Origin of the sequence: Citrobacter amalonaticus Y19, assembly GCF_000981805.1 — a bacterium.
Classification (GTDB): Bacteria; Pseudomonadota; Gammaproteobacteria; order Enterobacterales; family Enterobacteriaceae; genus Citrobacter_A; species Citrobacter_A amalonaticus_C.
This window is the reverse complement of record NZ_CP011132.1, coordinates 24,425-49,583: the sequence shown is the minus strand read 5'-3', so window position 1 is coordinate 49,583 and position 25,159 is coordinate 24,425. Positions and strand designations below refer to the sequence as shown.

Here is a 25,159-nt window from a genome sequence, read left to right as displayed (position 1 = left end):
AATGGATTAGCGTGCCAGTGCGGTCGTCAGCGCGGGCAGGATCTTCAGCGCGTCGCCGACAATGCCGTAATCCGCATACTGAAAGATCGGCGCATTTTTGTCTTTGTTGATGGCAAAAATGGTCTGCGCGCCGTTCGCCCCCACCATGTGCTGGATCTGCCCGGAGATCCCCACCGCCAGGTACAGTTCCGGCTTGAGCATCAGGTTCGAGATCCCGACGTAGCGCTCATGCTCCATCCACTTCTCGTTTTCGGCGACCGGGCGCGAACAGGCCAGTTCTGCGCCAATGGCCTGGCACAGCGCTTGCGCCAGTGAGATATTCTCTTTGCTGCCTATACCGCGTCCGACGCTGACCACCAGTCGGGCTTTATCGAGATCGACGCTGTTACTTTTACGTGGTTGGGTGGCGGTACGCGTGACGGTAATCTCCGGCGCCTGCCATGCCACGCTGTGCGTCTCGCCGCTGCGTGTGGCATCCAACTGCTGCGCGTCAAAGGTGCCGCTGCTGAGCGTCAGTACCGCAAACGGCGTAGCGAGCGTCTCTTCGCCCATCGCCAGACCGCCATACACCATATGTTTGACCGTCGCCCGGCCATCCTGCTGCGTCACCGCGCTGGCGTCATTAGAGACCGCTGCCGCAAGGCGATAGCCCAGTTTTGCCGCCAGCAACTTGCCGCGACGCGTGTTGGGCAGCAGCACGAGGCCAGAATCGCCCTGCTGACGAACGGTCTGTGCCATCACGTGCGCATAATCTTCCACCATGCGATCGTCCGGCTTGCCGCCCAGTTGCCAGACGTGATGCGCGCCCAACTGAATGGCGGTGGTCGCCTCCTCGGCGCTTTGCACAAATGCGTTAACCTGCTCACCTAAAATCTGCGCGCCGCTCATCAGTTCCGGCAGACGAGACGCGGTATCGCTGAATACCCAGACGCTGGAAAACTTGCTCATAACATCCCCTTCTTAATTAATGATTTTGCGCAGACTATCGGCAAACGCAGCAATCTGATCTTCACCATCGCCTTCAATCACAATGCGCTGGCGCTCACGTTGTTTTGGCGCGGCCACCGTTTGTGTGGACCACGCGTCCCCGCCGCTGAAGCCAATATCGGCCGCCGACCAGACCTGAACCGGTTTTTTCGCCGCCCCCAGAATGGCTTTCATGGACGGAATTTGTGGGGAGTTAATGTCAGTGGAGACGGCCACGACCGCCGGAAGCGGAATGCTCAGCGTTTCAATTTCATCTTCCAGTTCACGTTCGACGGTCAGCGTGCTTTCCGTCAGGGAGAGGATTTTGCTCACGCCGTTGATGGCGGGAATGTTCAGTGTTTCCCCCACCAGCAGGCCGACCTGCTGTGCGTAGAGATCGGAAGAGCCGTCGCCGCAGATAATCAGGTCAAATCCCGACTTTTGTGCCGCAGCGGCCAGCGCCGCAGCAGTCTGCTGTGGCAGCGCCTGTTCGAACTGGTCGTCAATGACCACCACCAGTTCATCCGGACCGCGGGAGAGGACATCCTTACGCCCTTTCGCGTTGGTTAACGCTTTGCCTCCCACGCTCAGGGCGATCACCTGCGCATCGCTGACCTGCTGTTTCAGCTGGCAGGCCGCTTCAATCGCATTCAGATCGTACTGGCTGATTTTGCCATCGGCTTTGCTGAAATCTAATGAACCATCTGCGTGATTGACGACAATATCCTGTTCATCAGGTACACACTTGTAGCAAGTAATTATCTTCATTGCATCTCCAGATATCATGAAGGAAACGTATTTATATCGGCGGTGTTAAATACAGATATCACGCTCTTTAATTCGGAAATAAAACCATAATCACCAATATTGAAAATGTCACACACTGATATTCGCAACTTTCAATATTGTTAAGCGCCTCACCAATATTGAAACTCGGCGTCAAAAAGAAAGATTTTCAATATTGCCTGGCAGATCACCAATATTGAAAGCCAAACGGTGTAAAACCGAACAATTATAAAGTTAACACCATGATTTATATTAACTTTAAAGAAATACCAGCCCCAAAATGCCCCAACCCAGAAGTGTGACGAACGTTACAGAATGCCGCAAAATGAATACCCATTATGAGTTACTTGCCAACGCGTCCTGAGGTTAAACAGGTATCAACAAATAGTTAATAAAAATAAACAAAAATAAAACAAACGGGAACACCAAATAAATTTCGTTTTCAACCTGGAATTCACTCATGAAAAATGAAAAGAGAAAGTCTGGAATTGAGCCAAAGGTTTTTTTCCCGCCGCTAATAATAGTCGGGATACTTTGCTGGCTAACGGTACGCGATCTCGATGCCGCAAACATCGTTATTAATGCCGTCTTCAGTTATGTCACCAATGTCTGGGGATGGGCATTTGAGTGGTATATGGTCATTATGCTCATCGGCTGGTTCTGGCTGGTGTTCGGCCCCTACGCGAAAAAGAAATTAGGCGACGAGAAACCGGAGTTCAGCACCGCAAGCTGGATTTTTATGATGTTTGCCTCCTGTACTTCAGCCGCCGTACTGTTCTGGGGATCGATTGAGATTTACTACTACATCTCCACGCCACCGTTCGCGCTGACGCCGGGTTCAACGCCGGCGAAAGAGATAGGTCTGGCCTACAGCCTGTTCCACTGGGGGCCGCTGCCGTGGGCAACGTACAGCTTCCTTTCCGTGGCCTTCGCCTACTTCTTCTTTGTTCGCAAAATGGACGTTATTCGCCCAAGTTCAACATTGGTTCCACTGGTTGGCGAAAAACACGCGAAAGGGTTATTCGGCACTATTGTTGATAACTTCTACCTGGTGGCGCTGATCTTCGCGATGGGAACCAGCCTTGGGCTGGCGACGCCGCTGGTGACCGAGTGCATGCAGTGGCTATTTGGCATTCCGCACACCCTGCAACTGGATGCCATCATCATCACCTGCTGGATTATTTTGAACGCCATTTGCGTGGCCTGCGGCCTGCAAAAAGGGGTCAAAATCGCCAGTGACGTGCGCAGCTATTTAAGCTTCCTGATGCTCGGCTGGGTGTTCATCGTCAGCGGCGCCAGCTTCATCATGAACTACTTCACCGACTCCGTCGGGATGCTGATGATGTACCTGCCGCGCATGCTGTTCTATACCGATGCCATCGGCAAAGGCGGTTTCCCGCAGGGCTGGACGGTCTTCTACTGGGCATGGTGGGTTATTTACGCCATTCAGATGAGTATCTTCCTGGCGCGTATTTCCCGTGGCCGTACCGTGCGTGAACTGTGCTTCGGCATGGTGCTGGGCCTGACCGCTTCAACCTGGATTTTGTGGACCGTGCTGGGCAGTAACACTCTGCTGCTGATGGATAAGAACATCATCAACATCCCGCAACTGATTGCCGATCACGGCGTGCCGCGCGCGATTATCGAAACCTGGGCCGCCCTGCCGCTCAGTACCGCCACGATGTGGGGATTCTTTATCCTCTGCTTTATTGCCACCGTCACGTTGATCAACGCCTGTTCTTATACCCTGGCGATGTCGACCTGTCGTGAAGTTCGCGATGGCGAAGAGCCGCCGCTGCTGGTGCGTATCGGCTGGTCCGTGCTGGTCGGCGTGATTGGCATCGTGCTGCTGGCGCTCGGCGGCCTGAAACCAATACAAACCGCGATTATTGCCGGGGGCTGTCCGCTGTTCTTCGTCAACATTATGGTGACGCTCTCCTTTATCAAAGACGCCAAAGTGCACTGGAAAGATAAATAAACCTAATTACCCCATGACATAGAGGTTAGAAGATGGATTTCAATTTCAATGATGAGCAGGAACTGTTTGTCGCCGGTATTCGTGAACTGATGGCCAGTGAGAACTGGGAAGCCTATTTTGCCGAGTGCGATCGCGACAGCGTGTATCCGGAGCGTTTCGTGAAAGCGCTGGCGGATATGGGCATCGATAGCCTGCTGATCCCGGAAGAACATGGCGGCCTGGAAGCCGGCTTCGTCACCGTGGCTGCCGTCTGGATGGAGTTGGGACGTCTCGGCGCGCCCACCTACGTGCTGTATCAGTTGCCGGGCGGTTTTAATACCTTCCTGCGCGAAGGCACTCAGGAGCAGATCGATAAAATCATGGCGTTCCAGGGAACAGGGAAACAAATGTGGAACTCCGCCATCACCGAACCGGGAGCGGGATCGGATGTGGGGAGTTTGAAAACCACTTATACCCGCAAAGATGGTAAGGTTTATCTTAATGGTAGTAAGTGTTTTATCACCAGTAGCGCCTACACCCCTTATATCGTGGTTATGGCAAGAGACGGCGCGTCCCCGGATAAACCCATCTATACCGAATGGTTTGTCGACATGAGTAAACCCGGCATCAAGGTCAACAAACTTGAGAAGTTGGGCCTGCGCATGGACAGCTGCTGTGAAATCAACTTTGACGATGTCGAACTGGACGAAAAAGACATGTTCGGTCGGGAAGGTAACGGCTTTAACCGCGTAAAAGAAGAGTTCGACCATGAACGTTTCCTCGTCGCCCTCACCAACTACGGTACGGCAATGTGCGCCTTTGAAGATGCCGCGCGCTACGCCAACCAGCGCGTGCAGTTTGGCGAAACGATCGGTCGTTTCCAGTTGATCCAGGAGAAATTCGCCCATATGGCGATCAAATTAAACTCCATGAAAAACATGCTGCTGGAAGCGGCGTGGAAAGCAGACAACGGCACCATCACCTCGGGTGATGCGGCGATGTGTAAATACTTCTGCGCCAATGCCGCGTTTGACGTGGTGGACACCGCCATGCAGGTTCTCGGCGGCGTGGGGATTGCGGGCAACCACCGCATCACCCGCTTCTGGCGTGACCTGCGCGTTGACCGCGTATCCGGTGGCTCTGACGAAATGCAGATCCTGACGCTCGGCCGTGCCGTACTGAAGCAATACCGTTAACACGGTGACATGCCCGGTGGCGCTGCGCTTACCGGGCCAATGTTTTGTAGGCCGGATAAGGCGTTTACGCCGCCATCCGGCATTGATTGCCTGATGGCGACGCCTTGCGTCTTATCAGGCCTACAAATTTATCAGGAGTATTTTATGGATCGTCTACCAATGCCGGCTTTTGGGCCACTTGCCGGGCTGCGGGTGGTTTTCTCCGGGATCGAAATCGCCGGGCCGTTCGCCGGACAGATGTTTGCCGAATGGGGTGCTGAAGTTATCTGGATTGAAAACGTCGCCTGGGCCGATACCATCCGCGTTCAGCCGAACTATCCGCAGTTGTCGCGGCGTAACCTGCACGCACTCTCGCTGAATATTTTTAAAGATGAAGGTCGGGAAGCGTTTCTGAAGCTAATGGAAACCACCGATATCTTCATTGAAGCCAGTAAAGGCCCGGCATTTGCCCGTCGGGGAATTACCGACGACGTCCTGTGGCAACATAACCCGAAACTGGTTATCGCCCACCTGTCCGGCTTCGGCCAGTATGGTACCGAGGAGTACACCAACCTTCCGGCCTATAACACGATTGCTCAGGCCTTCAGCGGCTATCTGATCCAAAACGGAGACGTCGACCAACCGATGCCCGCGTTTCCCTACACCGCCGACTACTTTTCCGGTATGACGGCCACCACAGCCGCGCTGGCGGCATTGCATAAAGTACGGGAAACCGGCAAAGGCGAAAGTATCGATGTCGCGATGTATGAAGTGATGCTGCGCATGGGTCAGTACTTCATGATGGATTACTTCAACGGCGGCGAAATTTGCCCACGCATGACCAAAGGTAAAGACCCCTACTACGCCGGTTGCGGGCTATATAAATGCGCCGACGGCTACATCGTGATGGAACTGGTCGGGATTACGCAGGTTACCGAATGTTTTAAAGACATCGGTTTGGCCCACATTCTCGGTACGCCGGAAGTGCCGGAAGGAACACAGCTGATTCATCGCGTCGAGTGCCCGTACGGACCGCTGGTCGAAGAGAAACTGGATGCGTGGCTGGCTGCGCACACCATCGCGGAAGTTCAGGCGCGTTTCGCTGAGCTGAACATCGCCTGCGCCAAAGTGCTGACCATTCCTGAACTGGAAGGCAATCCGCAATACGTTGCCCGCGAATCCATCACCCAGTGGCAAACGATGGATGGCCGCACCTGCAAAGGGCCAAACATCATGCCGAAATTCAAAAACAACCCAGGGAAAATCTGGCGTGGCATGCCGTCGCATGGCATGGATACGGCCGCCATTCTGAAAAATATCGGTTACAACGACGCAGACATTAAGGAACTGGTCAGTAAAGGTCTGGCCAAGGTTGAGAACTAAATGCGACGCGCTGACCAGACCCTCTGGTTAGCGCAACGCTTGTGAAGATGGACAGGAGTGCAATGGATATCGTTGGCGGACAACACCTACGTCAGATGTGGGACGACCTGGCAGGGTTATATGGCAGTAAAACGGCGCTGATTTGTGAATCCAGCGAAGAGGTTGTGCGCCAGTACAGCTACGCCTCGCTTAACGAGGAAATCAATCGGACGGCAAACCTTTTCCACGCGTTGGGCATTCGCAAAGGCGATAAGGTTGCCCTGCATCTGGATAACTGCCCGGAGTTTTTCTTTTGCTGGTTCGGGCTGGCAAAAATTGGCGCGGTCATGGTGCCGATTAATGCCCGCCTGCTGCGCGACGAAAGCATGTGGATCCTGCAAAACAGCGGGGTTCAGCTACTGGTGACCAACATCGTTTTTTATCCGATGTATCGCCAGATCCAACAGGAAAACACAACGCTGCTTAACCATATCTGCCTGATTGGCGAGGCGTTACCTGTGGCTGACGGCGTAAGCCATTTTACGTCGTTGAAGGACCAGCAGCCGACGACATTGCGCTATACCCCTGCGTTGTCCACGGACGACATGGCCGAAATCCTGTTTACCTCCGGCACCACTTCCCGACCCAAGGGGGTGGTTATCACCCACTACAACCTGCGTTTTGCTGGCTACTACTCGTCATGGCAATGCGCCCTGCGAGATGACGACGTTTACCTGACGGTGATGCCTGCGTTTCACATCGACTGCCAGTGCACTGCCGCCATGGCCGCTTTCTCGGCAGGCGCAACCTTTGTGCTGATTGAGAAGTACAGCGCCCGCGCCTTTTGGGGACAGATACGTAAATACCGCGCGACCGTCACGGAATGTATCCCGATGATGATCAGAACGCTGATGATTCAACCCGCCTCGTCGCTGGACAGAGAGCACTGCTTACGGGAAGTGATGTACTACCTCAACCTGTCAGTGCAGGAAAAAGACGCGTTCCTTGAGCGTTTCGGCGTGCGTCTGCTGACCTCCTACGGCATGACGGAAACCATCGTCGGCATCATCGGCGATCGCCCCGGCGATAAGCGACGCTGGCCATCCATCGGACGCCCCGGATTTTGTTACGAAGCGGAAATTCGCGATGAGCAGAACCGCGCGCTACCCGCGGGTGAAATTGGGGAAATCTGCATCAAGGGCGTGCCGGGTAAGACGATTTTCAAAGAGTACTACGGCAGACCCGACGCCACCGCCAAAGCGCTCGAGCCGACCGGCTGGCTGCATACCGGAGATTCCGGCTACCGCGATGAAGACGGTTTTTTCTATTTTGTCGACCGTCGCTGCAACATGATTAAGCGCGGAGGGGAAAACGTCTCCTGCGTGGAACTGGAAAATATTATTTCGGCGCACCCCAAAATTCAGGACATTGTCGTGATTGGAATTAAAGATTCCATTCGCGACGAGGCAATAAAAGCCTTTGTGGTACTCAACGAGGGAGAAACGCTCAGTGAAGAGGAGTTTTTCAGTTTCTGTGAAAAAAATATGGCGAAATTTAAAGTCCCTTCAATTATGGAGATTAGAACTGACCTGCCGCGAAATTGTTCAGGAAAAATAATCAAAAAAAACCTGAAATAACCCTACAGGCAGGAATAACTCCTGCCCGACACTCTATTTTTGGAGATGAACCATGAGTGAATCTTTACATTTAACCCGCAACGGGCCGATTCTGGAAATTATGCTGGACAGGCCAAAAGCGAATGCCATTGATGCAAAAACCAGTTTTCAAATGGGCGAGGTTTTTCTTAATTTCCGTGACGATCCCGAACTGCGCGTGGCGATCGTCACCGGCGCGGGTGAAAAATTCTTTTCCGCCGGTTGGGATTTAAAAGCCGCTGCGGAAGGGGAAGCACCGGACGCCGATTTTGGCCCCGGCGGATTCGCTGGCCTGACCGAAATATTCAATCTCGACAAACCGGTGATCGCCGCCGTCAATGGCTACGCCTTCGGTGGGGGCTTTGAACTGGCGCTGGCGGCAGACTTTATTGTTTGTGCCGATAACGCCAGTTTTGCGCTACCTGAAGCCAAACTCGGCATCGTACCGGACAGCGGCGGTGTTCTGCGCCTGCCGAAAATACTGCCCCCGGCCATCGTCAACGAAATGGTCATGACCGGCAGACGCATGAATGCGGAAGAAGCGCTGCGCTGGGGGATAGTCAACCGCGTGGTCAGCCAGCAGGAACTGATGGCCAGCGCACGTGAACTGGCGCTACAGCTGGTGAACAGCGCACCGCTGGCGATCGCCGCGCTGAAAGAGATTTACCGCGCGACCAGTGAAATGCCGGTGGAAGAAGCTTATCGCTTCATCCGCAGCGGCGTGCTGAAGCACTATCCGTCCGTGCTGCACTCCGAAGATGCATTCGAAGGGCCGCTGGCGTTTGCTGAAAAGCGCGATCCGGTCTGGAAAGGACGGTAATGCCTGATGGCGCTGCGCTTATCAGGCCTACGCCGCCCCATATGTTTACGCCGCCATCCGGCAAAATATGCGCAGCCCCGTAGGCCGGATAAGGCGTTTACGCCGCCATCCGGCAAAATATGCGCGGCCCGTAGGCCGGATAAGGCGTTTACGCCGCCATCCGGCAAAATATACGCATCCCCGTAGGCCGGATAAGGCGTTTACGCCGTCATCCGGCAAAATATGCGCGGCCCGTAGGCCGGATAAGGCGTTTACGCCGCCATCCGGCAAAATATGCGCGGCCCGTAGGCCGGATAAGGCGTTTACGCCGCCATCCGGCAAAATATGCGCGGCCCGTAGGCCGGATAAGGCGTCTTCGCCGCCATCCGGCAAAATATACGCTGTCCGTAGGTCGGATAAGGCGTTTACGCCGCCATCCGGCAAAAAACAATTGAGGAATGTCGATGAGTTTCTACGCCTTTGAAGGCCTGATTCCCGTGGTTCATCCCGAGGCGTATGTGCATCCCAGCGCGGTACTGATTGGCGATGTGATCGTGGGGGCTGGCGTGTACGTCGGTCCGCTGGCGTCACTGCGCGGTGACTATGGTCGTCTGATCCTCGAAGCGGGTTCCAACCTTCAGGATGGCTGCATCATGCATGGCTACTGCGATATGGACACGGTGGTACGCGAGAACGGACACATCGGACACGGCGCCATCCTGCACGGCTGCGTGATTGGCCGGGACGCGCTGGTCGGAATGAACAGCGTAATCATGGACGGTGCGGTGATCGGCGACGAAAGCATTGTCGCCGCTATGAGCTTCGTCAAAGCCGGATTTACCGGCGCTGCGCGGCAGTTGCTGGTCGGTACGCCAGCCCGCGTCATGCGTGACGTCAGTGAACAGGAACTGCACTGGAAGCGGCTGAATACCCAGGAATATCAGGATCTTGCCGTACGCTGTCGGACATCGCTACGGGAAACGTCGCCGTTAACGGCGGTTGAAGCAAACCGACCGCGCCTGAAGGGCACAACCGAGGTGAAGCCGAAATCGGCAATGTAAACAACCGGATGGCGCTGCGCCATCCGGTAAACAAAAGATTATCGACGCATACTTTTTGACAGCATCATCTGCCATTTCTGCTCGCGGTTCAGTTCTGACGGCGGCACCGACGACATCCGCGGCGATTTGTTGACCATCTTCTCCTGAGCGCTATGCCCGAGACGGGCATACAGTTGCGGATCAATATGTGTCACTCTGACCAGTCGCTGGCACTGACATCCGCGACCTTCCAGTTGATTAGGGATAGTCTTAGTCTCGCAATTAATTTCCCCGACCTCAGCGAGAATATAAGAGACGGTATTGATCGCTTTGCAGTGATCCATATTAAAGTGCTTCGCAATCTCTTTCGCACTCACCCAACGCTTTTCTGCCATCACCCAATCGGCGATCAGCAGGTAAAGCGGCTTTTCAACATATTCTTCACACATAAGCACACCATTTCACAAATTAAAAATCTTGTTATGCCCTGTCCAGAAAATACAAAACAAGACCATGTTAAAATTGTGGGATTAAATGATAGTAAGCAACTTGGCGACGCATTAGTGTGAGCCAAATCTTGCTTGTCACATTGAAAATCGTCCTGATGCGCAATATACCCCCAGGATTGAACTGAACGCATAAAAAAACGGCTCCGTTTCCGGAACCGTTTTTAAAACACAGGATATTGACGCTGCCGCTTATTTTTTAATTTGCGCGTGCATTTCCTGAACGGAGGTTACTTTCTCCGTCGCATCGGCATTCAGCGCCATCGCCGTGGCAAAGCCCCCGTTCAGCGTGGTGTCGTAGTGCACTTTGTACTGCAGCGCGCTACGGCGAATCACTCTGGAGTCTTCGATTGCGCGACGACCTGCGGTGGTGTTGATGATGTAGGTATATTCGCCATTCTTGATACGGTCCTGAATGTGCGGACGACCTTCATGCACTTTGTTCACCAGACGCGGGTTGATACCGGCTTCCCCCAGCACAATCGCGGTGCCGTGGGTCGCATCCAGCTCAAAGCCCTGCTTCAGCAGTTTCGCCGCGAGGTCTACCACGCGCTCTTTATCGCCTTCGCGCACAGAGAGCAGCGCACGCCCCTGCTTTCTCATGGTCGAGCTGCTGCCCAGTTGCGCCTTGGCAAAGGCTTCTGCGAAGGTGCGACCCACACCCATTACTTCGCCGGTGGAGCGCATTTCTGGCCCTAACAGCGGGTCGACGCCCGGGAACTTATTGAACGGCAGCACCACTTCTTTCACCGAGTAGTACGGCGGGATAATTTCTTTGGTCACGCCCTGCTCGGTCAGCGATTTGCCTGCCATCACGCGTGCCGCGACTTTCGCCAGCGGTACGCCAGTCGCTTTGGAAACAAACGGGACGGTACGCGCCGCACGCGGGTTGACTTCAATCAGGTAGACTTCGTTGTCTTTCACCGCAAACTGAACGTTCATCAGACCGCGCACCTGCAGTTCGAAGGCCAGTTTCTGCACCTGTTGGCGCATCACATCCTGAATTTCCTGACTCAGGGTGTAAGCCGGCAGAGAACAGGCGGAGTCGCCGGAGTGGACGCCCGCTTGTTCAATGTGCTCCATGATGCCGCCAATCAGCACCATTTCGCCGTCGCAGATTGCATCCACATCCACTTCAATCGCGTCATCAAGGAAGCGGTCGAGCAGAACCGGCGCGTCGTTGGAAACGCTGACGGCAGTCTGGAAGTAGCGGCGCAGGTCAGCTTCGTCGTAGACGATTTCCATCGCGCGGCCGCCCAGCACGTAGGACGGGCGCACCACCAGCGGGTAGCCAATCTCTTTCGCCTTTTCAACCGCCATTTCAATCGCGGTGACGGTAGCGTTCGCCGGTTGTTTCAGCTTCAGACGGTCAACGGCCTGCTGGAAACGTTCACGGTCTTCTGCACGGTCAATCGCGTCCGGGCTGGTGCCGATAACCGGTACGCCCGCCGCTTCCAGCGCACGCGCCAGTTTCAGCGGGGTCTGGCCGCCGTACTGTACGATCACGCCCTTCGGCTTCTCGATGCGCACGATTTCCAACACATCTTCCAGCGTGACCGGCTCAAAGTAGAGGCGGTCAGAAGTGTCATAGTCGGTGGAAACCGTTTCCGGGTTACAGTTGACCATGATGGTTTCATAACCGTCTTCGCGCAGTGCCAGAGAGGCATGTACGCAGCAGTAGTCAAATTCGATCCCCTGGCCGATACGGTTTGGACCGCCGCCGAGCACCATGATTTTGTCGCGGTCAACGGACGGGTTCGCCTCGCACTCATCTTCATAAGTGGAGTACATGTAGGCGGTATCGGTGGCGAATTCTGCCGCACAGGTGTCCACACGCTTATAGACCGGGTGCAGGTTGTACTGGTCACGCAGTTTGCGCACTTCCGCTTCACGCACACCAGCCAGTTTGGCCAGACGCGCATCGGCAAAGCCTTTGCGTTTCAGGGCGCGCAGGAAGTCAGGGGTCAGGCCGTTAATGCCCAGCTCCACCACTTTTTCTTCCAGACGCACCAGCTCTTCAATCTGTACCAGGAACCAGCGATCGATATTGGTCAGGTTGAACACGCCATCAACGGACAGGCCCGCACGGAACGCATCGGCGATATACCAGATACGCTCAGCGCCCGCATCTTTCAGCTCGCGGCGGATTTTGGTCAGCGCTTCCGGGTCATCCAGGCTTACTTTCGGGTCGAAGCCGGTGGCGCCCACTTCCAGACCGCGCAGCGCTTTTTGCAGAGATTCCTGCTGGGTGCGGCCAATCGCCATCACTTCGCCGACAGATTTCATCTGGGTGGTCAGACGGTCGTTAGCGCCGACGAATTTTTCAAAGTTGAAGCGAGGAATTTTGGTGACCACATAGTCGATGGACGGCTCGAACGACGCCGGAGTACGACCGCCGGTGATGTCATTCATCAGTTCATCAAGGGTGTAACCCACCGCCAGTTTCGCCGCCACTTTGGCAATCGGGAAGCCGGTCGCTTTCGATGCCAGCGCCGAGGAGCGTGACACACGTGGGTTCATTTCGATCACAATCAGGCGACCGTTTTTCGGGTTCACCGCGAACTGCACGTTCGAACCGCCGGTTTCCACGCCGATTTCACGCAGTACCGCCATCGAGGCGTTACGCATGATTTGATATTCTTTGTCGGTCAGCGTCTGGGCTGGCGCAACGGTGATGGAGTCGCCGGTGTGGATACCCATCGCATCGAAGTTCTCGATGGAGCAGACGATGATGCAGTTGTCGTTTTTATCACGCACCACTTCCATCTCGTACTCTTTCCAGCCAATCAGCGATTCATCAATCAACAGCTCGTTGGTTGGCGAGAGATCCAGACCGCGGGTACAAATCTCTTCAAACTCTTCGCGGTTGTAGGCGATACCGCCGCCAGTGCCGCCCATGGTAAAGGACGGACGGATGATGCACGGATAACCGACGTCAGCCGCAACCGCCAGCGCTTCTTCCAGCGTATGGGCAATCCCGGAACGCGCGGTGTCGAGACCGATTTTTTTCATTGCGATGTCGAAACGGCGGCGATCTTCTGCTTTATCAATCGCGTCAGCCGTTGCGCCAATCATGGTCACACCGAACTCGGCCAGCACCCCCTGACGCTCCAGTTCCAGCGCGCAGTTCAGCGCCGTCTGACCGCCCATGGTCGGCAGCACCGCGTCCGGACGCTCTTTTTCAATGATTTTGCGCACCACTTCCCAGTGAATCGGCTCGATGTAGGTCGCATCGGCCATTTCCGGGTCAGTCATGATGGTCGCCGGGTTGGAGTTCACGAGAATAACGCGGTAACCCTCTTCACGCAGCGCCTTACACGCCTGCGCGCCGGAGTAGTCAAACTCACACGCCTGACCGATAACGATCGGACCCGCGCCCAGAATCAGGATACTTTTTATGTCTGTACGTTTTGGCATGGCTCTCTTAACTCCTGATTATTTCGCGGACTGACGGTAAAGCTCAATTAACTCGATAAAGTGGTCGAACAACGGCGCGGCATCGTGAGGCCCCGGGCTCGCTTCCGGGTGACCCTGGAAGCTGAACGCCGGTTTATCGGTGCGATGAATCCCTTGCAGGGTGCCATCGAACAGCGACTTGTGAGTGACGCGAAGACACGCCGGCATGGAGGCTTCATCCACCGCAAAGCCGTGGTTCTGCGCCGTAATCATCACGGTATTGTTATCGATATCTTTGACCGGATGGTTACCGCCGTGGTGGCCGAATTTCATCTTCACGGTTTTCGCCCCGCTCGCCAGTGCCAGCAACTGATGGCCTAAGCAGATGCCGAACACCGGAATATCGGTCTCGAGGAATGTCTGAATCGCGTCGATGGCGTAATCGCACGGCGCCGGGTCACCAGGACCGTTGGAGAGGAAGATCCCGTCCGGATTCATCTTTACTACTTCATCGGCAGGTGTTTTTGCCGGAACGACCGTCAGGCGACAGCCTCTGTCCACCAGCATACGCAGGATGTTGCGCTTGGCGCCAAAATCGTAGGCGACAACGTGGAAAGGCAGTTCGCCTTCTGTCTTCGCTTCCGGCAGGTCATCGGCCAGCGTCCAGCTCCCCTGCGTCCAGCTGTAAGACTCCGTGGTGGTCACTTCTTTCGCCAGATCCATTCCGTTCAGGCCCGGGAACGCTTTCGCTTTTTCCAGCGCCAGCGCAGCATCCAGGTTATCGCCCGCGATGATGCAACCGTTCTGCGCCCCTTTCTCACGCAGCAGACGCGTCAGCTTACGAGTATCGATATCGGCAATCGCCACGATGTTATGGCGTTTCAGGTAAGAAGAGAGGTCTTCGGTATTGCGGAAGTTGCTGGCAATCAGCGGCAGGTCACGAATGACGAGGCCTTGCGCATGGACCTGGGAGGATTCTTCATCGGCGGCATTGGTGCCGACATTACCAATATGGGGATAAGTAAGAGTAACGATTTGGCGGGAATAGGAAGGATCAGTGAGGATTTCTTGATAACCGGTCATTGAAGTATTGAAAACGACTTCCCCAACCGCCGAACCTGTTGCCCCTATGGCCCGACCGTGAAACTGGGTTCCGTCTTCCAGAACCAATAGCGCTGACTTAATCAAAACACCCTCCAGAGAATATTCACTCACTTTATTTGCATATTAATGCATTTTCGTAGCATGGATCAATGCAAATTTGCTTACCCGCGGATTTCTGGCAAACGGCGGCATTCTGGAGATAAGGCGGGCAAAAGTCAACTTAAAGGCGGTATTTTTACTATTCTTTTGCGACCCAGGATGAATTCATTGGATTTAACAGGCAAAAAGATCACCTAACCCTGGCAGGAAAACGCTTGCGTGCACCATTATGCGTGAAAAACAGTCTTAGGCCTTTAAAAAGTGGACCACATGGTCAAAATTTACATTCAGGCAACGTAAAACAGAAAGAAAAGATGAATTTTATTGCCATTAACGCTGATAATCAGCTTAAACAGAGAAAATAAAAGGGCAATAAAAATATTGCCCTATGTAATCAATGCATTGAGATTACAATAACCACATCACGAAAGGTAATAACTGACTATAAATTGTTGAGATCAAGTACATCTCGCATATCAAAAAGACCATTTTGCTTTGCACTCACCCAAAGTGCCGATCTGACGGCGCCATTGGCAAAAGTCATGCGGCTGGACGCTTTGTGGGTAATTTCGACGCGCTCGCCGATATCTGCAAACATGGCGGTATGTTCACCCACGATGTCCCCGGCGCGAACGGTGGCAAAGCCAATCGTTCCCGGTACACGTTCGCCGGTGTAGCCTTCACGACTGTAGACAGCGCATTCTTTCAGGTCTTTATCCAGCGCATGGGCAATCGCCTCGCCCATCGCCAGCGCGGTGCCTGACGGCGCATCCACTTTATGGCGGTGGTGCGCTTCAATGATTTCGATGTCGGTGTAGTCACCCATCACCTTCGCCGCCTTTTCCAGCAGCTTGAGCATCACGTTGACGCCAACGCTAAAGTTCGCCGCGAAGACAATGCCAATTTCCTGGGCGGCGTCGCGAATCGCCTGTTTTCCCGCATCGTCAAAACCGGTGGTGCCAATGACCATCCCTTTGCCATGCTGGCGACAAAACGCCAGATGATTCAGCGTGCCTTCCGGGCGAGTAAAATCGATAAACACATCGAAATCCTCTTTTACCGCCTCAAGGCTACTTTGCACGGTAACGCCTGTCTTCCCGACGCCCGCCAGTTCTCCGGCGTCGCTACCCAGCAGTGACGACCCCTCGCGCTCAAGCGCCGCACCAAGCGCAACGCCTTCCATCTGTAGCGCTGCCTGAATTAACTGGCGGCCCATACGGCCACCCGCGCCCGCTATTGCGACACGGACCTGTGCATCATGCATAGTTATTCTCTTACGTTAAAATGATGTAAATCGTTTTCAGATTACCCAGCACATCGTCATGCCGCTAGCCAAAAACGTCGATAATTAGAATTTAATGATAAACACAGAGAGATATCAGTAAAAAGCATGACAATCAGCGAAAACCACATGATTCTCTGACCACCAGCGCCGGCGGCAGAATAATGCGTTTCGCCGGCTCATCGTTTCCCTGAATACGACTATAAAGTAACTCTCCCGCCTTACGACCAATCTCTTTTGCCGCCACCGATACGGTCGTGAGCGCAGGCTGAACCAACGCCGCTTCGGTAATATCATCGAACCCGACTAATGCAAAGTCACGCCCAGGTTCACGCCCCATTTTACGTAGCGCCTGCATCACCCCCAACGCCACAATGTCCTGATAACACACGGCGGCGGTAATGTGCGGATGGTGCGCAAGCAGAGACTCCGCCACTTTCGCGCCATCAATCTGACTGGCCTCTGCGGCAACGATCCACTGCGGATTCGGTGAGATGCCATGTTCCAGTAGCGTGCTGGTAAATCCGCCAATACGTTGCGCCCGACTTCCTGAATTTGGACTGCCGCCGATGAAGGCGATATTTTTATGCCCCATTTTGACTAAATGAGTCGTTGCCATCTGCGTCCCGAGAAAGTTATCGGTTCCGACAAAATCAAAATCCGGATCGCTGAGTGGGCGAACGACCATGATGGCGGGAATATTGCGCCGTTTTAACGCTTCAAAAAACGAGGTCGGCGTTTCCCGCGCCGCGCAGAGCACCATGCCACAGGCGTTATTGCGCATCAGCGAATCCACAAACTTTTGCTGGCGCTCACCTGACTCTTCGCTGTTCGCCAGAAACAGCAGCAGATCGTGCCGTTCCATCTCATGACTGAGCCCCGCCGTCATCTCGCCATAAAACGGGTTGGTAATATCATGCAGCAAGAGCCCAACCTGATTACTGCTGCGATTACGCAAATTCGCGGCGGTCTGGTTATAGACATAGCCAGAATCATCCAGCGCTTTTAGCACGCGTTCGCGCGTTGCCTGTGAAATTCGCCCCCGATTGCGCAGCACCATCGACACGGTCGCCGTGGAGACGCCCGCGCGCTCCGCAACCTGCGCCAGGGTAATGGTTGTCATGACTTCTCCTGTTTTTCTCGAAGGTTAATCGAATAACCTCAATATTGTCCCAACACGTGTGATTTTCATCACGCTGGTGCGCTTTTCACCGCCCTGGTTTCTGATTATGGCGGGTTAATCGCGTTAACCACTCTATGAAAATAAGGTTAATCGATTAATCTTTAATTAGCCAATACGGAGACGGAAAATGCGTACAACCTATAATAAATTCCCTGAGGTTCATGTTCAGGGCTATGACGACGAGGCCTGGCAAGGCTGGGCGTCGGTCCATTCTGTGCTGAACGCCCGGGTTTGCGAATCATCGAAAACCATACTGATTGTCGATTGCTATCCGGGCGTGCGACTGGATGAACTGGAACAACATCTCCTCGCAACGTTTAACGCCGCCTTAGTGGTCAATATCGAATCCGCACGCCGTGATGAACAGGCACTGCATGATTTGCTGGCGCGTAATCTGACCGATGACCGCGTATTTGGCGTTCTCTCCTGTCACCATCTTGAGGAGTTTTTTGATACCGACAAGCTCAACCTGTTACGCCAACAGATTGATGCAACCCCCAATGGTCTGGTGATTGTCTATGGGTCAGGCGCGGCTCTGGCGCACCCCGGCGATGTGCTGGTGTATGCCGATCTCCCGCGCTGGGAGATCCAACAGCGAATGCGCCATGATGGTCTGGGGAACTGGGGAGCGGATAACGAAGATGAAGATATTCTTCGTCGCTATAAACGCGCCTTTTTTATTGAATGGCGGGTCTTTGACCGACACAAAACGCCGCTGATTAAACGTGCAGATTACTTGCTTGATACCACGGTCGCAGGCGCGCCAGCGATGGTCAGCGGCGATGCGCTACGTGCCGGGTTACAGCAAACCACCACACAACCGTTTCGCGTCGCCCCCTTCTTTGATCCGGGCATCTGGGGCGGACAGTGGATGAAACAACAATTCGATCTCGATCCCTCAGCGCCCAATTACGCGTGGTGTTTTGATTGCGTGCCCGAGGAAAACAGCCTGTTACTGCGTTTTGGTCATGTGCGGATCGAGATCCCCTCTCAGGACCTGGTGCTGACTTATCCCCGCGCCCTGCTTGGCGAGAAAGTTCATGCTCGCTTTGGCGCGGAATTCCCGATTCGCTTTGACTTTCTTGACACCATTGGCGGTCAGAATTTGAGTTTTCAGGTTCACCCGGTTACCGAATACATCCAGCAGCAATTTGGAATGCACTATACCCAGGATGAGAGTTATTACATCCTCGAAGCAGAACCGGATGCGGTGGTCTACCTGGGTACGAAAACCGGGATCGCGCCTGAAGCGATGCTCGACGATTTGCGGGCGGCGGGACGAGGCGAGAAAGCCTTTGATGACGAACGCTTTGTCAATCGAATCCCCGCGCGTAAGCACGATCACTTTCTCATCCCCGCCGGAACCGTGCACTGCTCGGGGGCCGGGACGATGGTGCTGGAGATCAGCGCCACGCCGTATATTTTCACCTTCAAACTGTGGGACTGGGGACGTCTGGGTCTGGACGGATTACCGCGTCCCGTCCATCTGGATCATGGGCAGCAGGTCATTGACTGGCAGCGCGATACGCAGTGGGTTAACAACAATCTGATCAATCGCATTGAGCCCATTGCTGAAGGGGACGGCTGGCGGGAAGAAAGAACCGGGATGCACGAACGAGAGTTTATCGAAACCCGTCGGCACTGGTTTACGACGCCGGTGACGCACCATACTCACGGTGGGGTTAACGTTCTGAATCTGGTCGAAGGCGCGCAGGCGGTGGTTGACAGCCCGAGCGGCGCATTTGCCCCGTTTATCGTTCACTATGCAGAGACCTTTATCATCCCCGCCGCCGTTGGGGAATACCGAATTTCACCTTCCGGCGACAGCGTCGGCCAGCAACTGGCGACCATCAAAGCCTGGGTAAGAGGATAAGCCGATGATCCACATTATTGTCGCCAGCCACGGTCCTCTGGCAGACGCGCTTCTCGCTAGCGGACAAATGGTTTATGGCGAATTACCGCATGTTTACGCCGTGACGCTCAGCGAAGAGGCCGGTATCGAAGGGTTTAAAGTGCGCTTTTGCGAGGTGCTGGCGAATGCGGGACAACACGCTGACGGTGTACTGGTGCTCTGCGATATGCAAAGTGGCACGCCGTGGAATGTCGCCTGCCAGCACGCTTTTTCGCCGCAAACGGTGCCTCCCATCGCTGTCGTGGCGGGGGTGAATCTCCCGATGCTGCTGTTAAGCGAGGAGATAAGCCCGTTTACGGATGTTCATGCCGCAGCCGAAACACTGCTGGCGTTAACTGCCCCCACGCTGACGAAAGCCGCCCCGGTTTATTCCGTGCAGTCAGATGATTTTTAAAGGAAACCATTATGAGTATTTCTTTTGTCCGTATCGATGACCGCGTTATTCATGGGCAGCTCGTCACACGTTGGGCCAAAGAGCTGCCCTGCGACGGCATTGTCGCCATTGACGATGCCGTCGCGGCCGATCCGCTACTCTCCTCAGTGATGAAAGGCGCGGTGCAGGACACTAAAGTTTGGTTATTTGATACCGCCACCGCGATTGAGAAACTGCCCAAAGTGATCGCCAGTGAGAAACGCTATTTCGTGATTGGCAAGTCGCCGGTCACGCTGATGCGCATCGAAGAAGCGGGTATCAGCCTGCGCAATGCCAACGGCAAAATCAACGTCGGCCCGATGAGCGCACGTGCCGATACGACGACAATTGGCCCCAATCAGTCAGTCAATGCGCATGAGATCGCCGCCTTTGACTGGCTGACGCAGCACGGGCACCAGGTTGAATTCCGGCTGGTGCCGGATGCCAGTTGCTACAGCTGGCAGGATGCGCGCCAGAAGCTGAAATAAGGAGCGGACGATGATTATCGAAGCGATGTTGATTGGTATTCTGTGTTATCTCGGCGCCCTCAGCAGTCCCTGGCTTCTGGGGCTGACGGGCGGCTGGTATCTGATCACCCGACCGCTGATTTCCGGCACGTTGGTCGGGATTATTCTTGGTGACATGAAAACCGGGATCATGATTGGCGTTGCGGTTCAGGCGGTATATATCGCGATGGTGACGCCCGGCGGCTCAATGCCCGCCGATCTCAACTTTGTGGCTTATCCGGCTATTGCGCTGGGGATCCTCTCAGGTAAAGGTCCGGAAGTGGCGGTCGCGCTGGCCGCCACCATCGGGATTGCCGGAACCATCCTGTTTAATGCAATGATGGTCCTGAACTCTTTCTGGAACCATCGCGCCGACACGGCGCTGGAACGGGGCGATGAGCGGGGAATTTACCTGAACAGTGCTATCTGGCCGCAGGTGACGAACTTTGTGCTGCGTTTTGTGCCGACCTTTATTGCGGTTTACTTCGGCGCCCAGTACATCAGCGGCTTTATGGACAGCCTGCCGAAGATCGTTCTGTCGACGATGAACGTACTGGGCGGCATTCTGCCTGCCGTCGGGATTGCGATTTTGCTCAAGCAGATCATCAAAAATTACACCATGTTGATCTACTTCCTCGTCGGTTTCGTCTGCATCGTCTTTTTAAAACTCAACATGGTCGCGCTGGTGATCGTCGGTTCACTGTTGGCGTTGATTCACTATAACTACAAGCCGGAACCGCCGCAGGCGACAAACGCGACGGCGGTTACCCGCGATGATGAGGATGAATTCTGATGGAAGAACGTACGCTTACCCGTAAAGATCTTCGCCGCTGCTGGCGTGCCTGGATGATGCATAACTTATCGTCAATGAGTTTTGAACGTCTGGAGTCTTTTGGCTTTTGTCTGAGCATGTTGCCGGTGGCGAAAAAGCTCTATCCCGATGCCGCGCAGCGAACCGAAATGTTGCGTAGACACGCATCGTTCTACAATACCGAACCCCAGATTGGCGCCATCGTGAACGGAATGGCGCTGGGACTGGAAGAGAAAAAAGCGAACGGCGAACCAATCGACGGGGAGACGATCAACACCCTGAAGGTTGGCCTGATGGGCCCCATTGCCGGGATTGGCGACTCGATGATCCCCGGTATGCTGATCCCAATCCTGCTCAGTATCGGCATGGCGCTGGCGGCGGGCGGCAATATCCTGGGTCCGCTGTTTTATACCGTCGCCTGGCTCGCCATCATCATTCCCGGCTCATGGTTCTTGTTTCTGAAAGGCTACAAGATGGGCTCCGGCTCGGTGGAAATACTGGTGAGCAGCAAGTCTACTCGTCTGCGTGAAGCCTTATCACTGCTGGGCGTTTTCGTCATGGGCGGCGTCGCGGCAAGCTACGTGAAGCTTGGAACCGGGATGGAGTTTATTACCAAAGATGGCGTGAATATCCATGTTCAGCAGATGCTGGATGGCATCTTCCCGCAACTGCTCCCGCTGGTGGTCGTTCTCGGCACCTGGTATCTGATGGCGAAACGCGGCGTCTCGCCGGTGAAAGCGATGGTTCTGCTGTTGATACTGGCCGCGCTTGGCGTCGCAACAGGCCTGTTTGCAGGTTAATCTCGACGAGACTGAACAACCGGGGCAATGCCCCGGCTTTCAGGGATGGAAGTTCTGCCACAGCCCTGCATACTTATCCGGACGAGAGATAAACTGAAAGCGTCCCGGGTCGGTAATAAATTGCTGATAGATTGGCGCAGAAGTGAGTGAAAACTCCGTATACTGGCGGGGCGTAACGGCCTGCAATCGTCCGGGAATGTAGCGCGGATTATGCTGCCAGATAACGTGGTTACCCTGCAGTAACGGATACCATGCCAGTCCTTTATGCGCCCGCACGGCCTCATACTCAAAACCATATTCCCGATCGCACCACGCGCCAAAGGTTAATGGCGCATTCGGATCTGCGGATATCGTCGCATGTCCCCAACCGGGCGGCACCAGCACTTTTTCACCAGGACCGGCAATCACCGCAAAGCAGCGACCGGGATCGTCACCGACATATTCCTGCATGTAGATGATCGCTTTCCCCTGCCAGATCTCATACAACTCCGGCGGAGACCACCCGCTGTGCTGACTCACGCGATGCACATGTCCCTGGCTGCGAATCGGTTCTTCGCCCAACCGACCCGCCGCATAGGTTACCACGCCAAACAGTAGCATGCGTTTTTTGAGCTCTTCACGATCCTGCATTCGCGCCACATCCATCGCGATAGCGTACACCTCTTCCGGCCCCTCGCACTGCGGATCGCGCAGTGAAGCACGAATCTGATCGAGTCGGCGAATTTCCGGCATCGGCCCGGTCACATCATCCCCATAACTAAAGCCAAGCGGATGACGATGCACGGTCATATCCAGACCGTAAAGATGCGCAGAATCAGCCATTCTGCACCTCCCTCACCTGAGTCTGCTGGTTTTCCTCAAAGACTCTGAGAGCAAACCCCTTCGCCAGCGCCGCATAATCATGCCCGGCCACACCGGGCCAGACGGCAAGCGCAGAGAGTACTTCGCTTCCGGTGTTGATCAACCGGTGTGCGGTGAAACCTGGAATGATATGAATTGACCCGGCACAGACGCTTTCCAGTCGCGCTTGCCCCTGCTCATTTTGCAGCAGCAAAAGCCCATTCCCGCGCAGGCCAAAATAGACTTCGCCCTGTTCACGGCGCGCATGGAAGTGCCCGCGAGTCATGAAATATTCGCCGCCGACGCGTCCGGGATAAAGATGAGTAACGCCCGTATAGAGTTCGCCTTCCGCCGGGGAAGTCGCCAGGATCTCAACGTCATACACCACATGTTCGCCCGCCAGTCGTTGCCGGGCGGGGTCATCGACGAAAACGCCGGTGAGATCCCGAATACGGGTTGATTTATGCAGTAGCGGCCCTTTTGTCAACGCGCCGCTTGCCCATTCCACCTGCGGTGGCTGGATAAATAGATGATTCATATGTGTCTCCGGCCCGAGGAGAACAACAGAATCAGAATAGCAGATTAATCGATTAACCTGCCTGTTCTGTCAACAGAGTGCGGGGCGTATCACACTCCTTAGGGTGCCAGTGCCAGAACCTCCGCCACCCACTGCTGGAAACCGGAAACATCAATATCCAGAGCGACCTGTACGTTCGCCGGTTTGTTCATCCGTCCCTCAATATCCACCACGGTCGTCCCGGCGGTATATTCCCCCTGAGTTTCAACCGCAACGAAGCACGGCTTCACGGTAAACAGATCCGGTCGTACCAGCCAGGCGATGGCGCAGAGATCGTGCATCCGCACGCCGGTGCGCATTGTTCCACTGCGATAGTGGCTGAACAGGGCATGCAACATCTTCCCGGTGCGATTAAGGGTGGGAAGCGTTGCCAGATAGTCCGGCGTCAACATCGCCTGATTCGTGACATCCAGTCCGCACATCACAATCTCAATGCCGCTGCGAAATACGCGGGCGGCCGCTTCCGGATCAACCGCGATATTAAATTCAGCGTTAGGGGTAAAGTTCCCCCGTCCGGCAGAACCACCCATGATCACCAGACGACGGATATTGAAGGTACATTCCGGATAGTGCATCAGCAGTAGCGCAATATTCGTCAGCGGACCAATAGCCACCAGCGTGATCGGCTTCGGGGCGCTCATCAGCGCGTCACGAAGGGCAATAAACGCCGGTTTCGCCAGCGGTTGTCGGTCATGCTCGACAAAATCGTAGCCTTCCATGCCTGATTCGCCATGGACATAAGCCGCGTCGCGTAGCGACCGCAGCAGCGGCGTCGCAGCCCCCTGTGCGAGAGGCACATCGGCATTCCAGAAATGCAGCAGTTGCAGAGCGTTGCGGGTGGTTTTCTCCACGGAGACGTTACCGGCGACCGTGGTCATCAGTTGCAGGTCGAGCTGCGGGGCAAACAGCGCGGCGGCAATCGCCGCAGCATCATCAATGCCCGGGTCGGTGTCGAGAATAATGGGCAGACGCATGATTCCTCCATAAAAAATGCCGGGTATCAGACCCGGCATCTTCGCATAGATTAGCGTGAACTAAATTATTCTACTTCACGAACATCCACACGCAGCTCTTTCGGCACTTCGAAAACGATATTCTCTTCACGCCCTTCCAGCGGGATAGCCTCGCCGCCACCCAGCTCCTGCAAGCGCGTGATGACGTTTTGCACCAGAATATCCGGTGCCGACGCGCCCGCGGTGACACCCACGCATTGCGCCTCTTTCACCCAGGCTTCCTGGATATCGGTCGCATCGTCAATCAGAAACGCGGCTTTCCCCATCCGCTGCGCCAGTTCGGCCAGGCGGTTGGAGTTAGACGAGTTCTTTGACCCCACCACCAGCACGACATCCGCCTGCTCTGCCAGCGCGCGCACCGCTTCCTGACGGTTCGTGGTGGCGTAACAGATGTCATCTTTACGCGGGCCGACGATTTTCGGGAAGCGTTGACGCAGCGCGTCAATCACGTCTGACGTATCGTCCACAGAGAGCGTAGTCTGGGTCATAAAGGAGAGCTTGCCTTCGTTTTTCACGTTAAGCGAAAAAACATCTTCCGGCGATTCAACCAGATACATGCCCCCTTCCGGGTTGCTGTACTGCCCCATCGTGCCTTCGACTTCCGGATGCCCGGCGTGACCAATCAGAATTGACTCTTCACCACGACGACTGGCGCGCGCCACTTCCATATGCACTTTGGTCACCAGTGGACAGGTTGCGTCAAAGACGGTGAGATCGCGGCCTTTCGCTTCGTTGCGCACCGCCTGAGAAACACCGTGGGCGGAGAAGATAAGGATCGCGCCGTCCGGCACTTCACTGATTTGTTCGATGAAAATCGCCCCGCGCTCGCGCAGGCTGTCGACCACGTAACGGTTATGCACCACTTCGTGACGAACATAAATCGGCGCGCCGTAGATGGCCAGCGCGTTTTCAACAATGCTGATAGCGCGGTCTACACCGGCGCAAAAGCCGCGCGGGTTGGCCAACAGGATCTGCATT

General features: G+C 54.9%; 22 protein-coding genes and 1 pseudogene. 12 read left to right on the top strand and 11 right to left on the bottom strand.

Annotated elements, in window-relative coordinates:
- Positions 1-6: 6 nt before the first annotated feature.
- Together F384_RS00225 and F384_RS00220 are read right to left on the bottom strand one after the other, a co-directional pair.
- A complete protein-coding gene (locus F384_RS00225; protein WP_046475350.1) occupies positions 7-948 on the bottom strand; it encodes an electron transfer flavoprotein subunit alpha/FixB family protein in 942 nt (313 codons plus the stop codon).
- Between the two features lie 12 nt (positions 949-960).
- On the bottom strand, positions 961-1,734 hold the full coding sequence (locus F384_RS00220; RefSeq protein WP_046475347.1) for an electron transfer flavoprotein FixA: 774 nt from the start codon (positions 1,732-1,734) through the stop codon (positions 961-963).
- Positions 1,735-2,212: 478 nt separating this feature from the next.
- On the opposite strand from F384_RS00220, the gene caiT reads away from it, so the two are divergent.
- The 7 genes and pseudogenes from caiT to caiE all read left to right on the top strand — a co-directional run bounded on the left by caiT (position 2,213) and on the right by caiE (position 9,761).
- Positions 2,213-3,730, top strand: a complete 1,518-nt coding sequence (gene caiT / locus F384_RS00215) for an L-carnitine/gamma-butyrobetaine antiporter (protein ID WP_046475344.1) — start codon at positions 2,213-2,215, stop codon at positions 3,728-3,730.
- A 32-nt stretch (positions 3,731-3,762) separates the two neighbouring features.
- Positions 3,763-4,905, top strand: coding sequence for a crotonobetainyl-CoA dehydrogenase (caiA, locus tag F384_RS00210; protein ID WP_046475342.1), 1,143 nt, complete (start codon positions 3,763-3,765; stop codon positions 4,903-4,905).
- A gap of 144 nt (positions 4,906-5,049) precedes the next feature.
- Entirely contained in the window at positions 5,050-6,267 is a 1,218-nt protein-coding gene (gene caiB, locus F384_RS00205) for an L-carnitine CoA-transferase (protein WP_046475339.1), read from the top strand.
- A 62-nt stretch (positions 6,268-6,329) separates the two neighbouring features.
- On the top strand, positions 6,330-7,883 hold the full coding sequence (gene caiC, locus F384_RS00200) for a crotonobetaine/carnitine-CoA ligase (RefSeq protein ID WP_046475336.1): 1,554 nt from the start codon (positions 6,330-6,332) through the stop codon (positions 7,881-7,883).
- A gap of 52 nt (positions 7,884-7,935) precedes the next feature.
- Positions 7,936-8,721, top strand: a complete 786-nt coding sequence (caiD, locus tag F384_RS00195; RefSeq protein WP_046475334.1) for a crotonobetainyl-CoA hydratase — start codon at positions 7,936-7,938, stop codon at positions 8,719-8,721.
- A pseudogene (locus F384_RS30715) lies at positions 8,718-8,838 on the top strand (hypothetical protein); the annotation flags it as partial. The gene caiD and the pseudogene F384_RS30715, both read left to right, overlap by 4 nt.
- A gap of 326 nt (positions 8,839-9,164) precedes the next feature.
- Complete coding sequence (gene caiE, locus F384_RS00185; protein ID WP_046475329.1) at positions 9,165-9,761, top strand: carnitine operon protein CaiE; 597 nt, start codon at positions 9,165-9,167, stop codon at positions 9,759-9,761.
- Positions 9,762-9,799: 38 nt separating this feature from the next.
- Here caiE and caiF read toward each other — a convergent pair whose 3' ends face one another.
- From caiF to F384_RS00160, 5 genes are all read right to left on the bottom strand, one after another.
- Positions 9,800-10,189 carry a carnitine metabolism transcriptional regulator CaiF gene (caiF, locus tag F384_RS00180; RefSeq protein ID WP_046475326.1) on the bottom strand — a complete coding sequence of 130 codons (390 nt, stop codon included), beginning with the start codon at positions 10,187-10,189 and terminating at the stop codon, positions 9,800-9,802.
- Positions 10,190-10,438: 249 nt separating this feature from the next.
- Positions 10,439-13,663, bottom strand: a complete 3,225-nt coding sequence (gene carB, locus F384_RS00175) for a carbamoyl-phosphate synthase large subunit (RefSeq protein ID WP_046475324.1) — start codon at positions 13,661-13,663, stop codon at positions 10,439-10,441.
- An 18-nt stretch (positions 13,664-13,681) separates the two neighbouring features.
- Positions 13,682-14,830: a glutamine-hydrolyzing carbamoyl-phosphate synthase small subunit gene (carA, locus tag F384_RS00170; RefSeq protein WP_046475321.1), complete on the bottom strand. Its 1,149-nt coding sequence runs from the start codon at positions 14,828-14,830 to the stop codon at positions 13,682-13,684.
- Positions 14,831-15,287: 457 nt separating this feature from the next.
- The gene (gene dapB, locus F384_RS00165) at positions 15,288-16,109 is read right to left on the bottom strand and encodes a 4-hydroxy-tetrahydrodipicolinate reductase (protein WP_046475319.1); all 822 of its coding nucleotides are present in this window, start codon (positions 16,107-16,109) and stop codon (positions 15,288-15,290) included.
- 133 nt (positions 16,110-16,242) lie between these two features.
- Positions 16,243-17,250 (bottom strand): LacI family DNA-binding transcriptional regulator, encoded by a 1,008-nt coding sequence (locus tag F384_RS00160; RefSeq protein ID WP_046475317.1) that lies wholly within the window; start codon positions 17,248-17,250, stop codon positions 16,243-16,245.
- Between the two features lie 187 nt (positions 17,251-17,437).
- On the opposite strand from F384_RS00160, the gene F384_RS00155 reads away from it, so the two are divergent.
- Genes F384_RS00155 through F384_RS00135 form a run of 5 tightly spaced genes read left to right on the top strand, consistent with a single transcriptional unit; the run spans position 17,438 to position 21,751 of the window.
- Complete coding sequence (locus tag F384_RS00155) at positions 17,438-19,183, top strand: class I mannose-6-phosphate isomerase (protein WP_046475314.1); 1,746 nt, start codon at positions 17,438-17,440, stop codon at positions 19,181-19,183.
- A gap of 4 nt (positions 19,184-19,187) precedes the next feature.
- Positions 19,188-19,616: a PTS sugar transporter subunit IIA gene (locus F384_RS00150; RefSeq protein WP_046475311.1), complete on the top strand. Its 429-nt coding sequence runs from the start codon at positions 19,188-19,190 to the stop codon at positions 19,614-19,616.
- 11 nt (positions 19,617-19,627) lie between these two features.
- Positions 19,628-20,122 carry a PTS system mannose/fructose/N-acetylgalactosamine-transporter subunit IIB gene (locus tag F384_RS00145; protein ID WP_042323970.1) on the top strand — a complete coding sequence of 165 codons (495 nt, stop codon included), beginning with the start codon at positions 19,628-19,630 and terminating at the stop codon, positions 20,120-20,122.
- 10 nt (positions 20,123-20,132) lie between these two features.
- Positions 20,133-20,933: a PTS mannose/fructose/sorbose/N-acetylgalactosamine transporter subunit IIC gene (locus F384_RS00140; RefSeq protein WP_046475307.1), complete on the top strand. Its 801-nt coding sequence runs from the start codon at positions 20,133-20,135 to the stop codon at positions 20,931-20,933.
- Complete coding sequence (locus F384_RS00135; RefSeq protein WP_042997996.1) at positions 20,933-21,751, top strand: PTS system mannose/fructose/sorbose family transporter subunit IID; 819 nt, start codon at positions 20,933-20,935, stop codon at positions 21,749-21,751. The genes F384_RS00140 and F384_RS00135 overlap by 1 nt, the downstream gene beginning before the upstream one ends.
- 39 nt (positions 21,752-21,790) lie before the next feature.
- Here the strand turns inward: F384_RS00135 and F384_RS00130 are convergent, their stop codons facing one another.
- The 4 genes from F384_RS00130 to ispH form a co-directional block, all read right to left on the bottom strand.
- Positions 21,791-22,573, bottom strand: coding sequence for a glucose-6-phosphate isomerase family protein (locus tag F384_RS00130; protein ID WP_046475303.1), 783 nt, complete (start codon positions 22,571-22,573; stop codon positions 21,791-21,793).
- Positions 22,566-23,129: a glucose-6-phosphate isomerase family protein gene (locus F384_RS00125; RefSeq protein WP_046475300.1), complete on the bottom strand. Its 564-nt coding sequence runs from the start codon at positions 23,127-23,129 to the stop codon at positions 22,566-22,568. Before F384_RS00125 ends, F384_RS00130 begins: the two co-directional genes overlap by 8 nt.
- Positions 23,130-23,227: 98 nt before the next feature.
- The gene (gene rihC, locus F384_RS00120; RefSeq protein WP_046475298.1) at positions 23,228-24,142 is read right to left on the bottom strand and encodes a ribonucleoside hydrolase RihC; all 915 of its coding nucleotides are present in this window, start codon (positions 24,140-24,142) and stop codon (positions 23,228-23,230) included.
- A gap of 65 nt (positions 24,143-24,207) precedes the next feature.
- The gene (ispH, locus tag F384_RS00115) at positions 24,208-25,158 is read right to left on the bottom strand and encodes a 4-hydroxy-3-methylbut-2-enyl diphosphate reductase (RefSeq protein ID WP_046475295.1); all 951 of its coding nucleotides are present in this window, start codon (positions 25,156-25,158) and stop codon (positions 24,208-24,210) included.
- Position 25,159: the final 1 nt, after the last annotated feature.